The 15,799-nt window shown below is 70.2% G+C and carries 14 protein-coding genes; 1 reads left to right on the top strand and 13 read right to left on the bottom strand.

Features of this window, described 5'->3' with window-relative positions; genetic code table 11:
• Window positions 1–58: 58 nt before the first annotated feature.
• The 13 genes from J2Y46_RS19585 to J2Y46_RS19525 form a co-directional block, all read right to left on the bottom strand.
• Window positions 59–1,354, bottom strand: a complete 1,296-nt coding sequence (locus J2Y46_RS19585; protein WP_310244738.1) for an amidohydrolase family protein — start codon at window positions 1,352–1,354, stop codon at window positions 59–61.
• Window positions 1,351–2,601: an amidase gene (locus J2Y46_RS19580; protein WP_310244736.1), complete on the bottom strand. Its 1,251-nt coding sequence runs from the start codon at window positions 2,599–2,601 to the stop codon at window positions 1,351–1,353. The genes J2Y46_RS19585 and J2Y46_RS19580 overlap by 4 nt, the downstream gene beginning before the upstream one ends.
• Entirely contained in the window at window positions 2,598–3,863 is a 1,266-nt protein-coding gene (locus tag J2Y46_RS19575) for a M24 family metallopeptidase (protein WP_310244734.1), read from the bottom strand. The genes J2Y46_RS19580 and J2Y46_RS19575 overlap by 4 nt, the downstream gene beginning before the upstream one ends.
• Before the next feature lie 25 nt (window positions 3,864–3,888).
• Window positions 3,889–4,947: a TIM barrel protein gene (locus tag J2Y46_RS19570; RefSeq protein ID WP_310244732.1), complete on the bottom strand. Its 1,059-nt coding sequence runs from the start codon at window positions 4,945–4,947 to the stop codon at window positions 3,889–3,891.
• A complete protein-coding gene (locus tag J2Y46_RS19565) occupies window positions 4,944–6,389 on the bottom strand; it encodes an FAD-binding oxidoreductase (protein ID WP_310244730.1) in 1,446 nt (481 codons plus the stop codon). The genes J2Y46_RS19570 and J2Y46_RS19565 overlap by 4 nt, the downstream gene beginning before the upstream one ends.
• 15 nt (window positions 6,390–6,404) lie before the next feature.
• Window positions 6,405–7,472 carry a TIM barrel protein gene (locus tag J2Y46_RS19560; protein WP_310244729.1) on the bottom strand — a complete coding sequence of 356 codons (1,068 nt, stop codon included), beginning with the start codon at window positions 7,470–7,472 and terminating at the stop codon, window positions 6,405–6,407.
• Window positions 7,469–8,335 carry an ATP-binding cassette domain-containing protein gene (locus J2Y46_RS19555; protein WP_310244727.1) on the bottom strand — a complete coding sequence of 289 codons (867 nt, stop codon included), beginning with the start codon at window positions 8,333–8,335 and terminating at the stop codon, window positions 7,469–7,471. Before J2Y46_RS19555 ends, J2Y46_RS19560 begins: the two co-directional genes overlap by 4 nt.
• The gene (locus tag J2Y46_RS19550; protein ID WP_310244725.1) at window positions 8,332–9,225 is read right to left on the bottom strand and encodes an ABC transporter ATP-binding protein; all 894 of its coding nucleotides are present in this window, start codon (window positions 9,223–9,225) and stop codon (window positions 8,332–8,334) included. Before J2Y46_RS19550 ends, J2Y46_RS19555 begins: the two co-directional genes overlap by 4 nt.
• Window positions 9,222–10,184: an ABC transporter permease gene (locus tag J2Y46_RS19545; RefSeq protein ID WP_310244723.1), complete on the bottom strand. Its 963-nt coding sequence runs from the start codon at window positions 10,182–10,184 to the stop codon at window positions 9,222–9,224. Before J2Y46_RS19545 ends, J2Y46_RS19550 begins: the two co-directional genes overlap by 4 nt.
• Window positions 10,181–11,206: an ABC transporter permease gene (locus tag J2Y46_RS19540; RefSeq protein WP_310244721.1), complete on the bottom strand. Its 1,026-nt coding sequence runs from the start codon at window positions 11,204–11,206 to the stop codon at window positions 10,181–10,183. Before J2Y46_RS19540 ends, J2Y46_RS19545 begins: the two co-directional genes overlap by 4 nt.
• A 73-nt stretch (window positions 11,207–11,279) precedes the next feature.
• A complete protein-coding gene (locus J2Y46_RS19535; protein ID WP_310244719.1) occupies window positions 11,280–12,848 on the bottom strand; it encodes an ABC transporter substrate-binding protein in 1,569 nt (522 codons plus the stop codon).
• Between the two features lie 47 nt (window positions 12,849–12,895).
• Complete coding sequence (locus J2Y46_RS19530; protein WP_310244717.1) at window positions 12,896–14,188, bottom strand: amidohydrolase; 1,293 nt, start codon at window positions 14,186–14,188, stop codon at window positions 12,896–12,898.
• 119 nt (window positions 14,189–14,307) lie between these two features.
• Window positions 14,308–14,979, bottom strand: coding sequence for a GntR family transcriptional regulator (locus J2Y46_RS19525; RefSeq protein WP_084695408.1), 672 nt, complete (start codon window positions 14,977–14,979; stop codon window positions 14,308–14,310).
• Between the two features lie 232 nt (window positions 14,980–15,211).
• Here J2Y46_RS19525 and J2Y46_RS19520 point away from each other — a divergent pair, with 232 nt between their 5' ends.
• On the top strand, window positions 15,212–15,667 hold the full coding sequence (locus J2Y46_RS19520) for an aldo/keto reductase (protein ID WP_310244715.1): 456 nt from the start codon (window positions 15,212–15,214) through the stop codon (window positions 15,665–15,667).
• Window positions 15,668–15,799 lie beyond the last annotated feature (132 nt).

Here is a 15,799-nt window from a genome sequence, read left to right as displayed (position 1 = left end):
GGGACGCACAGGCTCCGAAGGCGGCCACGGCCACGGCCTCTCAGCGAGCCCGCGGCCACTACGCGGGCAGCGGCACGTCGTGGAACGACTCCTCGAGCGTCGCGGAGTAAGCGGGCCGGCCTCCGGCGAGGACGAGCAGCCGCGCGGGCTGGTCGAGCACCACGGTGTCGGGCTCGGTGCTGTCGAAGACGACGAGGTCGGCAGGCGCCCCGGCGGTGAGACCGCGAGCCCGCTCGGAGCCCAGCACCGCAGCGGCATCCGTCGTCACTGCCCGGTGGAGGCGGAGGAAGTCCTCGCGGCTCGACGCGAAACCGACCCGGCCGGCAAGGAGCGCGATGTCGAGCGGATCGGCGCGGCCCGTCGGGGTGAACGCGTTGCGAAGGTTGTTCGACGACAGTGCGGTGCGCACGCCGTGCGCCCAGAGGTCGGACACCGGGGCGATGCCGCGTCGCACATTCGCGGCATCCGACCGCCCCATCAGATACAGGTCGGTCGCGGGAAGCACCACGACCGAAACGGCCGCACTCGCGAGGTCGTCGAGCACCCGCCCGCGCTCGCCCGGCTCCATGGCCGCCAGCGTCGTGACGTGCCCTATCGCGACGCGGCCCTCGAGACCGCGCTCGCGCGTGGCCCGTGCGACGTACCCGGCGAGAGCGAAACGCTCGTCGCTCGTGTCGTCGGCGAGGTCGAGGTGCAGGTCGGCGTGCGTGCCGAACTCGGCGGCGAGATCGAGGACCTGGTCGACGTGTGCGCGCGCGTCCGCCGCGTCGGACTCGGTGTAGGGGCAGCCGCCCACGATCGTGCCCGGCAGCGTCAGGGCTTCCCGCATCAGCGCGAGCGTTCCCGGGCGTGCGCGGATGCCCTCCTGCGGGAACACCGCGATCTGCAGTTCGAGCCACGCTCGATGGCGCTGGGCGAGCTCGCGCATCACCTGGATGCTCAAGAGCCCCACTGTCGGATCGACCTCGGTCTGCGCCCGGATCGCGGTCGTTCCGGCGCGGAGTGCCGCGGCGAGGACGCGCTCCGCGCGAGCCTCGACGTCGGCGTGCGTGAACGCGCGCTTGCGCTCCGCCGTGAACGCGATGGCCGCGCCGAGGTCGCCACCCTCGGCCGGCGTGCCGAGCAGCGCCTTGTCGAGGTGCAGGTGCGGTTCGACGAACGCAGGGGCCACGACGCGTCCGTCGAGCGGGACGACCGTCGCGTCGGCAGGAGGCACCGTCGCGCCGGCCGGCGAGACGTCGGCGATCACGCTGCCGGTGATGCGGACGTCGACGCGTCCGCTGATGCCCGGCGCCGCGGCATCCGTGAGCACGATGCTCGCGGAGGCCGCGGCGAGATCGCCGATCCGGGTCATGCCGCGTACTCGGCGTGCGCGACGAGGGCGTCGACCGCGCGGGCCACGGCGAGGAGCAGTTCGTCCTCCCCGGGTCGCGCGACCAGGCAGACCCCCACGGGAAGACCGTCGACCTCGGCCAGCGGCAGCGATACGGCGGGCAGTCCCCCGAGACCTGCGATGCAGGTCATCGCGATGGTGCGGCCGCGGAGGGATCCCTTGGCCGCCGCGTCGAGATCCACGCGAGGGGCGGGACCGGATGCTGCGGCGAACGCGAGCACGGCACCTTCGGGGAGCGCGGCGTCCAGGCCCGCGAGCACCTCGACGCGTGCGTCGTCGGCGAGATGCATGCCGTCGCGCGACGCGTTGCGGGCATCGTTCATGCGCGTGGCGACTCCGGGGCCGAACGACGGATTCCGCCGCGTGACCCACGCGCCGTGCGTCTGCCAGATCTCGGGCATCTGCCGCGCCATGAATGCCGCGCGCCAGTCGCCGAGCAGCTGCGGTCCGGCGAGCTCGGTGTTCGCGACGTCGACGTCCAGATCCTCCCCGAGTCGCCGCACCGCCGCCGCGACGGCGTCGGCCGTGTCGGGATCGGCCAGGGCGAGCACGTCGTCGGCGAGCACGATGCGCGTCACCGGGGCGGCGGTGGAGGCATCCGTCTGCGCAGCCGGGGTGCCGAGCAGCACACGCGTCGCCCGCTCGAGCATCGCGCCCGTGCTCGCGAGCACGCCTACCGTGTCGAAGCGCGGCGCCAGCGGCACCACACCAGCCATCGGCACGCGGCCGTGCGTCGTGCGGATGCCGAAGACACCGCTGTACGACGCCGGCACGCGGGTCGATCCGCCCGTGTCGGTGGCGAGGGCGTAGTCGACGAGGCCGCCGGCGACGGCCGCCACGGATCCGCTCGACGAACCGCCCGGGATCCGTTCGGGATCGTGGGGATTGCGCGGAGTGCCGTAATGCACGTTCGTGCCGGAAAGACTGAACGCCAGCTCGTCGGTGTGGGAGATGCCGACGACGGTGGCACCGGCATCGACCCAGCGCTGCACGGCCACCGCGTTCGCAGCCGCCGGCTCGGCGTCCTCGAGCCAGTCGGGGTTTCCAGCCGCGATGCGCTGGCCGGCGACGTCGAAGAGGTCCTTCGTGACCGTGACGGTTCCGGCCAGCGGACCCGTCGCGGCGCCCGCGGCCAGGACCGCCGGGCCCACCCGCAGGGCGCCGGTCGCCGCCGCGTCATCGGCGGACGGAAGGTTCACGGTGCTCACGCGTCCACCACCACGAGGCGGTTGGGGATCGTGTTGAGCTCCTCGACGCCGCGGCTGCTCAGCATCACGGTGCCTCCGATGCAGACGCGCTTGCCATCGCGCAGCGCGTTGGGCTCGATCGCGAACACGACGCCTTCGCCGATCTCGAAGTCGCCGTCCAGCCCCACGCCCGACGGCAGCTTCGGCAGGTGCGAGAGTGCGGGGTCGACGCTGGGGTCGATCCGGGTGGCGGAGTTGTAGAGCACCCCCGACACCGTCTGCACCATCGGGCCGGTGTTCCACGTCTTGGAGCGCTTGAGCGGCTCGTCCATGATCGCGGCGAGCTCGGCGAACCGGAGCCCAGGGCGGAGCGCCGCGAGCCCCGCGTGGTACGACTCCAGGCACACGTCCTCGAGCTCGCGCAGCAGCTTGTCGGGCTCGCCGAGCACGACGTCGATCTGCTGCTGCGACTCGAAGCCGCCGTAGTAGGCGAAGATCTCGGAGGCGATGCTGTCGCCCTTCTGCAGGGCGTAGGGAGCACCGCCCATGCCGAACCACTCGGGCTGGCCCCAGCCGAACCGGTGCGAGCCCGCGCGCTCAAGGATGAACGGGGCGCGGATCCAGCCGCCTCCCGCGATGATCGCGTTGACCGCGGCCGCCGTCGGCACGCTCTCGCGCACCCCCACCCGAACGGCGTCGACATAAGCCGCGCAGGCCGCCTCGCCGAGGGCGGCGGCCTTGCGGATCATCTCCTGCTCCTCCTCGCTCTTGAACTGCGTGAGCGTCTCGAAGGCATCCGAGACGTCGACCCAGACCACCGACGGAAGGGCGGTGAGCACGGCGCTCCAGGTCCGGAACGGGATGACGCCGTTCCACTGGCCGACGGCACGGCTGGTCAGCCCGACGACCCCGATGGTGGCGGCGTCGAGCGAGCGCTCCTTGAGCACCGCTGTCAGGTTGGCGATGGGGTTGCCGTGCAGCCAGCTGTCGGTCCAGCGCTCGTATCGGGCGCCGGCGCCGTCGTAGCGGTTGATCGGCACGTCACCGAGCAGCGACAGCGGCTCGTCGGTCGGCGTGAACACGACGGTGGCGTGGGCGTCCTCGTTCGTGAGGTACGAGTCGTTGGCGTTGCGGCCCTGCCCGAACACGACGAGCGCGTCCAGGCCGTTGTCCGACAGGAACGCCCGCACGTTCGCCCAGCGGCGATCGCGCTCGGCCAGGCTCAGGGTCGGGAAGTAGTCGCTGTCGACAGCGACGGAGTTGGGGACGATGGTCAGGGTCATTTCTCTCCTCGGGGGTGTGAAGCGGTCAGCCGGCGATCGCCGGCTGTCGTGCGGCGAGCGCGGCGCGCAGCCCGGCGGCACTGTCGGTGATGAAGGCGAGCGCCTGGCGCGAATCGACCGGCCCGCGCAGCTCGGCGAGCGAGGGCACGTCGCCCGCCCCCGCACGCTGCTCGTAGTCGGCGGTGAGCGACTCGACGACCGAGAACTCCGCGCGCGTGAGATCGGGGTGAGCGGCCCACCACCGTGGGTCGTCCACGAACAGCGGCATCTCGGCGTTCATCCCGATCACGCCCTCGATCGACAGGTTGCTGATGGCGCCTCCGCGGTCGAGCTCGCCCAGCAGCGCGTCCCAGTCGATGACTCCGCGCCCGACCGGGGCGAGGAAACGGCCGATGCCGTCATCAGTGCGATGGAGTGCGACGTCGCGCACGTGCGTCGAGCGCGTGTACGGAGCGACCCTGCGCGCGGCCGCGATGGGGTCCTCGCCGCGGACGAGCACGTTCGCGGTGTCGAACGTGATGCCGAACGCGTCCGGACCCGCGCCCTCCACGAGCCGCACCACCTCGAACGAGCTGATCTCCTCGTGCGTCTCGATGTTGAGGTGGGCCCCGGTCTCGCGCAGCAGCGGCGCCAGACGGTCGAGCACCTTGGCCGTCGCGGCGAGCTGGTCCGCCCAGTCGACGTCGGTGCGGAACCGGTCGCACGCGTAGATCCCGCGGATGCGGAACTGGTAGTTGGCAGTCGCCGTCCACAGCTCGCTGATGCCCACCGCCGTCACGGCGCGGATGATCCGCGCCATTCCGAGGAGATAGTCCCCCTCGCCGAGCGCCCGGATCTGCGGCGCCTCCGGCGTCGCGAACGGGTTCACTTTCGCGACGCCGACCTCGAGGTAGAGGTCCAGGTCGGCCGCAGCATCCGCCACCGCCGACAGCTCCCCCGCGTCCAGCGTCGGGCTGAGCTCGAACGCGCTGCGGAAGAACGCGCCTTCCAGTCCCAGCGCGGCGATCCTCTCCAGCGTGCCGATCGCGCCCAGCTCCGCGGCACCGGGGAACTTGCTCGTGTCGGTGCCGACCCTGCGGGTCACGCGAGCTCTCCGGCGTTGTCGCTGAGGTCGACGAGCCCGCGCGAGAAGACGTTGGCCGGGTCGTACTCGGTCTTCACCGCGACCAGACGGTCGTACTTGTCGCCGTAGACGGCGCGCGCGACGGACTCGTCGCCGGCGACAGATGTGAAGTTGATGTACGTGCCCGCCTTGTGCGGCGCCAGCGCCCGGTCGAAGGCCTTCGCCCAGGCGACCAGCGGCGCCTTCTCGCCCGGGTACTCCCAGTCGGCGCCGATGTTCGCGGCGAACGGCGATCCCACGCCCGCGGTCGAGTCGTTCGACGAGTCGCGCGGCTCGCGGCGGCCGGCGAGGATCTCGAACGGGCACATCAGCTGGTGCGCGATATGGGCGCTCGAGTTGAGGGCGCGGCCGGTGTAGGCGTCGCTGTGCTCGATGACGGTGTCGATGGCGTCGTCGGAGAGGTCCTGCAGGAACAGGTGCTTCCAGTAGTGCGCGACGCCGTAGCGGAACTCATCGTCGGTGGCGTGCTGCAGCGTCGCGTGGTGCATCGTGCGCAGGCTCTCGTAGATCGCCGTGCCGTGCGCGAACATGGCGGCCGTCTCGGCGGGCTCGTCGACGGGGTCTCCGTAGTAGACGGTGGCGACCGAGATGATCGGCTCTCCGCGGTGCTCCGCGGGGATCTGGGTCCAGTACTCGGGCGCGCGCAGCAGGCGGATGTAGGTGCCGATGTTGCCCGGAGCGTCAGGACCCCACTGCCGGAAGAACTGCAGGATGCCCTTGCGATCCGACGCCGGATACAGCGCCTGCCGTACCGTGGCGAGTCCAGGAAGCGCAACCGTGCGGTAGGTGAAGCGCGTCGCGATGCCGTAGTTGTGCCCGGCGCCCTTCAGCGCCCAGAACAGCTCGGGGTTCTGCTCGGCGTTCGCGGTGAGGATGCGGCCGTCGGCGACGACCACCTCGATCTCGACCACGTGATCCACCGTCGCGCCGTGGACTCGGGCGAGGTAGCCGAAGCCGCCGCCGAGCGTGAGCCCCGCGACTCCGGTGTGCGAGACGACCCCCGCCGGCACCGCGAGATCGTACGGCTGGGCCGCCCGATCGACGTCGCCCCACCGGCATCCTGCTCCGACCGAGACGGTACCGGCCTCGAAGTCGAACACCACGTCGTTCAGGAGCGCGGTGTCGATGAGCACCGCGGCGTCGGCGACTGCTGTGCCGGCGAGGTTGTGGCCGCCGCCCCGCACCGTCACGGCCAGGCCCCGGCTGACGCACCACTGCAGCGCGTCCGACACGTCCTGCGCGGTGCGGACGCGGACGATCGCCGCGGGGTGACGGTCGATGTCGGCGTTCCAGACGCGGCGGAGGAGGTCGTATCCCTCGTCGCCGGGCAGCACGACGTCGCAGGCGACGGCGGTGGCGAGTTCGTCGAGCACGACGGTCTCGGCGGGCTGGGTGAGTGTCATGAGGTTCTCCTTCTGTCAGTTCGGGATGCCGACGGCCGCAGCCACCGGAAGCTCGGCGAGCACCGCGCGCAGGTGGTCGGCGGATGCCAGCAGGAACGAGACCAGCTCCGCGTCCGGCCGGAGTGCGCGCAACTGCGCGAGGGTCTCGGCCTCGCCGCGCGCCGCGCGGGCCTCGTAGGCCTCGGCGAGCGCGAACAGCTCGCCGAGCGCCGCATCGGTCAGATCGGGATGGCCCGCCTGCCAGGTCGGGTCGGACGTGTGCAGGGCCATCTCGGCGCGGACGCGCCCGATGGGCTCGATCGTGAGGTTCAGGGCGGGGTGGTGTTCCAGCACCAGGCCGAGCGCCGCCGGCCAGTCGATCACCCCTTCGCCGCACGGCGCGATGAAGCGCGACAGGCCGACGTCGGTGCGCCACAGCGCGGCATCCCGCAACTGCGTCGTACGCACGTACGGCGCGATCCGCGCGATCGCCTCCAGCGGCACCTCGGCCCGGACCGCGAGGTTGGCAGGGTCGAGGCACACGCCCAGCACGTCGTCGCCGACGGACTCGATGAGCCGGAGCAGCTCGAAGGTCGTGATCTCCTCGTGCGTCTCGAGGTTCAGGCGCACGCCGGTGTCGCGGAGCACGGGTGCGAGGCGGTGCAGGAAGCGCTCGATCGCGGCGAGCTGGTCTTCCCACGCAGCATCCGTCCGGAACCGGTCGGTGAAGAAGATGCCCGGGTACGGCTTGAAGCCGCCGACCGCCGTCCACGTCTCGGTCCAGCCGAATTCGGCGCACGTGGTGAGCAGTCGCTCCATGCCGGCGAGGTAGCTGCCGTCGCCGAGGGCGCGCACGCGCGGCAGCTCAGCGGTCATATACGGGTTGACCTTGCCGACGCCCATCTCCACGTACAGCTCGAGCTCGGCTGCGAGCTGGGCGAAGTCGGTCAGGAACGCCCGGTCCAGCGTCGGCGCGATCTCGTCGAGGGTGCGCACGTTGACGCCCTCGAGGCCGAGCGCGGCGACGTCGCGGAGGGTTTCGAGCGGTCCCCCGAAATGGGTCGCCCCGTCGATGAACTTGACGTCGGTTCCGATGCGCGTCATGCGGCGGTCTCCGTTTCTGATGGGGTGATGGTGGATTCGCGGCGCCGCAGGCGGCGCTCCCTTTCGCCGGCGGGATCGGCCCGCGGGACGGCCTCCAGCAGGGATCGGGTGTACGGGTGCTGCGGATCGCCGTACACCTGGTCGCGGGTGCCCTGCTCGACCGCGCGACCCTTCTCGAGGATCACGAGTCGGTCGCAGAGGTACCGGACCACGGCCAGGTCGTGCGCGATGAAGAGCACCGAGAGCGCGAACTCCTGCTGCATGTCCTTGATGAGGTTGAGCACCTGCGCCTGGACGGACACGTCCAGCGCCGAGACGGGCTCATCGCACACGAGCACGCGGGGTCGCACGACCAGCGCGCGGGCGATGGCGATGCGCTGGCGCTGGCCACCCGAGAAGCTGCGCGGGAACCGCTTCATGTGGGCGGGCTCGAGCCCCACCCGCTCGAGGATCTCCCCCACGCGGGCACGACGCTGCGCGACGTCCAGGTCGGTGTGCACCCGCAGCGGCTCGGCCACGATCTGCCCGATGGTCATGCGGGGGTCGAGGCTCGAGTACGGATCCTGGAAGACCATCTGCACCTGCGAACGGAAGATTCGCTCGGCCTTGAAGGTCATGCGGCGCAGATTGAGCCCGTTGTACGTGAGGGTGCCGGCCTGCGGCCGTTCGAGGCCCATGAGGCATCGCACGGTGGTCGACTTGCCCGAGCCGGATTCGCCGACCAGGCCGAGGGTCTCACCGGTGCCGAGCCGGAACGACACGCGATCCACCGCGGTGAACTCGCGCGCGCCGCGCCCGAATCGTTTGGTCAGGTCCTCGACGCGCAGGTCGACGCCGTCGACCGGCAGAACAGGGCTGGTCATCGCCGCACCTCCAGAGCGGTCGCGGACGCCGCGAGCGCAGCATCCTCCTTCATCACGTCGTCCACCGTCCGAAGGCGAGCCGTCGGGTCGTCGTCGACGCTCGGGATCGAAGCGAGCAGACCGCGGGTGTAGGGATGCTGCGGCGCGGCGTACAGGTCGTCGACCGTGCGGTCCTCGACGATGCGCCCGTGACGCATGACGGCGACGCGATGCGCGAAGCCGGCGACGATCGCGAGGTCATGGGTGATGAGGAGTACCGCGAGACCCAGCTCGCGCGACTGCTCCTCGAGCAGGTCGAGAACCTGTTCCTGCACGCGCACGTCCAGCGCGGTGGTCGGCTCATCGGCGATGAGGACGTCGGGGCCGCCGATGAGGGCCGCGGCCATCACGACGCGTTGCCTCATGCCGCCTGAGAACTCGTACGGGTACGCGTCCATGCGGGAAGCGGCCGAGGGCACGCCGAGGCGGTCCAGCATCGCGATGGCTCTCGCCCGCGCCTCGCGGCGCGGCACTCCCCGCAGACGAAGCGGCTCGGTCACCTGATCGCCGATCGTGAGCACCGGGTTGAGCGCGGTCATCGGGTCCTGGAACACCATCGACACCGCGGAGCCGCGCAGCCGCCGCACGGTGCGCTCGGGTGCGCCGATCACCTCGTGACCGGCGACGCGGATCGAGCCCGCGAGGTCCACCGTGGGGTCGAGTCGCATCACGGCCTTCGCGGTCATGGACTTGCCCGACCCCGACTCGCCCACGAGGGCCACGCGCTCGCCCCGCTCGAGGGTGAGGCTCACGCCGTCGACCAGGGTCAAGGCGCCGCGACCGCCGTCGGTACGCGTCGAGTCGGGGACGCTCACCGTCAGGCCGGTGATCTCGAGAACAGGCGGGGTCATCGCTTCCTCCGAAGGCTCGGGTCCAGCCGGACGCGGATGGCGTCGCCGAGCAGTCCGAAGGCGATCGCCGCGACGGTGATGGCCAGGCCGGGGAACGTCGCCACCCACCATGCGGTGGTGATGTACTCGCGTCCCTGGGCGACCATCGCGCCCCAGTCGGCACTGGGGGGAGGGGCGCCGACGCCGAGATACGCGAGGCCCGCCATGAGCACGACGGCGCCCGAGATCTCCATGCTCGCCTGCACGTAGACGGAGTCGAGCGAGTTCGGCAGCACGTGACGGACGAGCGTCCAGAACCGGCTGATGCCGTTCACGCGGGCCGACTCGACGTAGGCGGCATTCATCGTGACGCGGAGGATGCCGCGGACCAGACGGGTCGTGCCCGGCCACATGGCGATGACCATGGCCAGCACCACGGAGCCGAGCGAGGGACCGAGCGCCGCCGCGATCCCGAGCGCCAGGACCATCGCAGGCAGCGCCATGAAGATGTCGCAGATGCGCATGATCGTCGCGTCCACGCCGCGCGGGGAGAGCACCGCCGCGCAGGCGATGAGGACCCCGACGACGGTCGAGATGAGGACGACCGCGACCGCCGCGAGCAGAGTCGTGGCGGCCCCGACCAAGAGCCGCGAGAGCACATCCCGGCCGGCGTCGTCGGTGCCCATCCAGTGCGCGGCGCTCGGCGGCAGCAGCGCGTCGGCCGGGTTGGCGAGGTAGGGGTCGTACGGGGCGATGAACGGTCCGATGACGGCGATCACCACGAGGAGGATCGACACGACGACGGCCACCCGATCGAGCGCCGCCGCGCGGTGCCCGAACAGACCGCGGAGTCCGCGTGAGATGCCGCCGCCGAGGCCGGCGGGCGAGAGCCACTCGGAGGCCCGGGTCGCGCGGGACGCCGGTGTGGCTCCGTCGAGGTCGGGCGCTTCCGTTTCGGGCGGGGTCGATGTCAGTGTCATGCCTGTGCTCCCGTCAGGTGGGACTCGCGAACCCGGGGATCGGTCCAGATCTGCAGCAGCTCGACGGCCAGGCTGGCGACGGTGAAGACGATGCCGATGACGAGTACGCACCCGAGCACCGCGAAGGTGTCCTGGTTGAGCACCGCCTGATTCAGGTAGGTGCCGATGCCGGGGAGCGCGAAGACGCTCTCCACCAGCAGCGCGGCGCCCATCATCCAGCCGAACTGCATGCCGAGCAGGGTGAGCGTCGATCCCATCGTGGAGCGGAGTCCGTGGTGGACGACGACGCGGTACGGGCCCGCGCCCTTCGAGATCGCGAACGACACGTAGTCGGTGTCGAGTGCGCCGATCAGGTTGGAACGGACGTTGCGGGCGATCGTCGACATGAACGGCGCGCTGAGGGCGAGCGCGGGCAGGATCACGTGGGCGAGGGAGTCGAAGAACATCGCCGGGCTGCCCGCGATGAGCGAATCGACCAGGGTGAAGCCGGTGACGTCCGGTGGCGCCATCCCGAACGAGTTCGCTCCGGAGATCGGGAACCAGCCGAGATTCGACGCGAACACCCACTGCAGGAGGATCGCCAGCCAGAAGACGGGAACACCGCCGGCCAGGACGAAGAGGATGCGCGCCGAGACGTCCGGCGCCCGATCGCGCAGCGCCGCCGACAGCGCACCCAGCGGCACGGCCACGACGATGGTCACGAACATGGTGACGACCACCAGCTGGAGCGTCGTGGGAACGGTGTTGGCCAGATCGCCGACCACGCTCTGGTGGGTCGACGCGGACTGGCCGAGATCGCCGCGGAGCGCCTTGCCGAGGAACAGGAAGTACTGCTCGATCACCGGGAGATCCAGCCCCAGGCGCTGGCGCGCCTGCTCGATCTGCTCGGCTGTGGCCGTGCGACCCGCCGCCACGCGCGCGGCGTCGCCCGGGATGAGCTTGGTCATGAAGAAGACGATCGTGATGATGCCCCACACGCTCAGCAGGGCGAGCCCCAGCCGCTTCGCGATGTACGTCGCCATGCGGGCCTCCTCGGTTCGGGTTGTCGGGGGGGTGGCTCCGTCCATCGGTCGACGGACGGAGCCACCTGGCGTGTCAGTCGGCCAGGACGAGCATCTTCGGGTCGAAGAGCTGGTAGGTCGGGGCGTACTCGAGGCCCTCGATGCCGTCCCGCAGCATGACCGTCGTGGTCGGGTTGGAGATGTTCACGCTGACGTCGTCGGCGAGGATCAACTCCTGCGCCTGAGTGAAGAGGTCGCATGCGGCGTCGGGGTCGACGGTCGCGATCCCCTGCTCGAGCAGCGCGTCGACATTCGGGTTGGAGTACTGCGCGTAGTTCGTCTGGCCGATGAACTGCGAGTCGTAGACCCGGTAGAGCATGGGACCGATCTCCGGGTAGTAGGGGAAGTCCCACAGCAGCGCCAGGTCGGGGGTCGTCTCAGGCGACTCGATCATCGCCACGTACTCCGGGTACGTGACCGTCTTGAGTTCCAGCGTGATCCCGATGTCCTTGAGGTTCGACTGCAGCAGCGTCGCCGCCTTCTGGTGCTCGGGAATCTGCGACTGGTACGCGAGCGTCAGCGTCTGGCCCTCGGCGCCGGCATCGGCGATCAGCGCCTTCGCCGCCGCGACGTCCTGCTTCGCGGCACCGGTGTCGACGCGACACGACACACTCGGGGCGGTGAGGCCTGTGGCGACCTGGCCACGCCCGCTCAGGATCGACGAGATGTGCCCGTCGTAGTCGTAGGCGAGCTGGATCGCCTCACGTACCTTCGGGTCGGCCGTGATGCCGTCCTGCGTGTTCATCATGACGAACAGCTGGAGCATGCTCGACAGCTCCTGCGGGTAGACGCCGTCCTGCGAGGCGAGGGCGTCGAGGTCGGTGCCGGTGAGCCCGGTCACCACGTCCACGCCGCCGGACTTGAGCTCGTCGCGCAGGGTGGAGCTCTCGGTGATGTAGCGGTAGACGAGGCTGTCGGGACGGTGCTCGTCGAAGCGCCACGAATCCTCGAAGCGCTCGAGTGTGGCCTGCTGGTTGGCGGTGTAGTCGGTGATGACGTACGGCCCGGAGCCGGCGTCGTTGGTGGCGAGCCACGCCTGACCCTGGTCGCTGCCCTCGTTCTCGGAGACGAGCGCCGAGTCGAGGATGTACACCTTGCTCAGGGCTCCGACGAAGGTCGTGTTGGTGCCGTTCAGCGCGATTTCCACCGTCGTGTCGTCGACCGCGGTGCTCGAGGCATACGACGAGAGGAAAGATGACACCCCGATCCCCAGGGAAGCGATGCGGTCGAGCGTGTACACGACATCGGCTGCCGTGAGCGGATTCCCGCTGTGGAACACCACGTCGTCGCGAAGGGTGAGGGTGACGGCGGTCGCGTCGCCGTTGTACGTCCACTCCGTGGCGACCAGCGGCACGATCGCGCCGTCGTCGTCGTAGTCGATGAGCTTGTCGTAGGCGCCGCCGACCGTGAAGTCGGTCTGCACGTCTGAGGCGAGGATCGGGTCGAGCGTCTGCGGCGTGGCTCCTGTGCCGATGATGACGGTGTCGTCTCGGTCGCTCGACGACGAGGGGGTCGCCGAGCCGCTCGCGCAGGCGGTGACGAGCGCACCCACGGCGAGTCCTGCCGTGATGGCGCCGAGTACTCGGGTCCTGTTGGTTCTCATGTTCACTCCGGGTTGTGGATGGTCGGGTGCTGCAGGAACGGGGTGGATCAGGGCCGGGTGGCCATCGCGTCGAGCGTGATCGGCGCGAGTACGTGGGCCGACGCGAGCTGGGCGGCGACGATGCGTCCGCCGTGCAGCACGAGCCGGGATGCGGGGTGGGCGGCGACAGCGGCGGCCGGAGACGGACTGTCGATGACGAGAAGATCGGCGACGGCCCCTTCGTGCACGCCGTAGTCGTGCACACCGAGGGCCCGCGCGGCGGACGCAGTGACCAGATCCAGTGCGACGCCGAGCTCCTCGTCGGTGCGGAAGTTGGACTGGTAGGCGACCTGGCGGGCGACGGCGAGCATGTCGCCGTCGCCGTAGGGCCACCAGGCATCGCGGATGTTGTCGGAGCCCGAGAACACCGTCGCGCCCTCGGCGCGCATCGCCAGAACCGGCGGCATCGGCCCGGCCGGGCCGTTCGTCATGACGGCGATACCGGTGGCTGCGAACTCGGCACCGACGCGTCGGGCCTGGTCGACACCGATCGATCCGAGCCCGTACGCGTGGCTCACGGCCACCCGTCCCGCCCGGCCATGACGTCGCGTCCGCTCGGCGATCATGGCGTACTGGCGCCGCGCCGGCTCACCGAGGTCGTGCAGGTGGATGTCGACGCCGACGTCGTAGCGCGCGGCGAGATCGAACACGGTGTCGAGGTGGCCCTCTGCGTCCTGGTCGAAGCCCAGCGGGTCGAGGCCGCCGATCGCATCCGCACCAGCGCGCAGCGCCTCTTCGAGGAGGGCGCCCACCCCGGGGGACGCGATGATCCCGCTCTGCGGAAACGCGACGACCTGAACGCGGAGGGTGTCGCGCAGGCGATCCTGAAGATCGAGGATCGCCTCCAGCGATGCGAGCCCGACGGCCGGATCGATGTCGACGTGCGTGCGCACCGTGCCGGTGCCGAAGCCGATCATGGCGGCAGCGAGGGCATCGGCCCGCTCCGCTACCGGCACGTCGAGCTCGTCGCGGATCGCCCGCTCGGCGGTGACGCGCTCCCCCACCGTCGTCCCCGGGCGATGCGGCTGCCATCCCGATCCGACGAACGTCTTGTCGAGGTGGGCGTGGCCGTTGACCAGCGCCGGGAGGACGAGCCGCCCCCCGAGGTCGATGGTGGTCTCGCGTGACACCGCGCCGGTTCGCACCGCATCCTCGAAACCGGCCGACGCGACAGCGAGGGACCCGCGCTCGGACGGCTCCTTCGCCTGTGCGACGCAGCGGATGCGGCCGTCAGCGATCGTCAGATCGACGCGGGAGCCGTCCGGCAGCGTGCCGTCGAGGAGGTGGAGCAATTCGTACACCGGTGACCCTTCGGGAGGAGGAACTTGGTATACAAGATTCCATTCCCGTGTTTCGCCGGATCAGCGCGGACGTAAATTGAATGTTTCGCCTATCTGGTAGACCAAACCGCTTTCACGAGCTACTCCAGGCGCTCGCGGATGAGCCGGAGCGAATCGACGCGGCTGTGCTCCACATGTGCGTAGGCGAGAGCGCCGGCCCATTCCACGTTGCCCTCCGCGATGGCGTCGCACAGCTTCTTGTGCTCGGCGCAGAGAACTCGCTGATCCCGCTCCGCCTCGAGTCGGAACAGCCGTCGCACGCGCCCATTGATGGGCCCCATCAGGCCTATGAGCAACGAGTTCGACGACAGGTTCAGGATCTCTTCGTGCAGCGCGGAGTTCGCGGCAGCGATCGCCGCGTCGTCAGCACCCTCCAACGCCGCTTCGGAGGCAGCCAGTCGATCGAACAGCTCTTCCGGCGAGCGTCCCGCGGCGCATGCCTGCGCAGCCAGCTTCGCGGCGAGCACTTCGAGGCTCGACCGCACCGCGAACAGCTCCTCGACATCGTTGAGGGTCATCTCCGTGACGACGGCGCCCCGCCGCGGAAGGGTTCTGATGAAGCCCTCCGCCTCCAGCCGAGGCATCGCCTCCCGGATCGGGATGCGGGAGACGTTCAGCTCCGCGGCGAGCTCGCGTTCACGAATCCGTTCCCCCGGCCGTAGAACCCCTTCGATGATCCGTTCACGCAGAAGTTCGTAGATCTTGGCCGATAGCGGCTGATCAGCCAGACCGAGCGGAATGTCCGACGTCATGAGCAACCTTTCAGGGCGGTGAGCGAAGAGTGCCTACAGTATGCCAACCACGCCTGCGCCTTTTGTTTCCACCGATCGACGAAGGTGTCGCTGCGTGCCTCAGCCAGAGGATGAGTGTCGGTGCCGGGCATCCGAGAATCGGGGGTGAAGCGGGAGGACGTCTTCATCGAGACGAAGGTCTGGATCAGCGACTACGGGTACGACCAGACGCTGCACGCCTGGGAGCAACTTCATGCTTGAGCATCTCTCCCGACTGCTCGACGAGGTGTCCGTGGTTCCGGTCGTGAACCAGATCGAGGTGCACCCGTACTTCCAGCAGACGCAGCTGCAGGCTCTCGACCGGGAACACGGCATCCTCACCCAGGCATGGTCGCCGATCGGCTGGATCACGTCGTACCGGGACTCCGCCAGACGCAGCTTCGATGACCCGGTGCTGCTGGCCATCGGTGAGAAGCACGGCAAGTCCGCCGCGCAGGTCATGCTCCGCTGGCACATCCAGAAGGGCATCCAAGTCATCCCCAGGTCGATCCGGCCCGAACGCATCGCGGAGAACTTCGATGTGTTCGACTTCGACCTCACGCTCGACGAACTCTCGCAGATCGACGCCCTCGACACCGTCAAGCGCGGTGGCCCGCAACCCGAGGCGATCACGCTCGAAGCCTTCGGTCGCATCATCCCCGAGGCGTAGGGAACGAACAGCCCCGGGTCGGCGGGGGCCGGGCGCCCGCCCCCGGCCCCCCCCCCCCGCCCGGGGGCGCGCCCCCCCAAACCCCCGCCCCCCGCGCGGGGGGTGGGGGGGGGCCCGGGGCGGGCCGGGCCC

The sequence above is a fragment of the Microbacterium sp. BE35 genome (genome assembly GCF_031457705.1).
GTDB classification, from domain to species: Bacteria; Actinomycetota; Actinomycetes; order Actinomycetales; family Microbacteriaceae; genus Microbacterium; species Microbacterium trichothecenolyticum.
The sequence above is the reverse complement of the archived record's forward strand: the minus strand, read 5'-3'. Positions and strand labels throughout refer to the sequence as shown.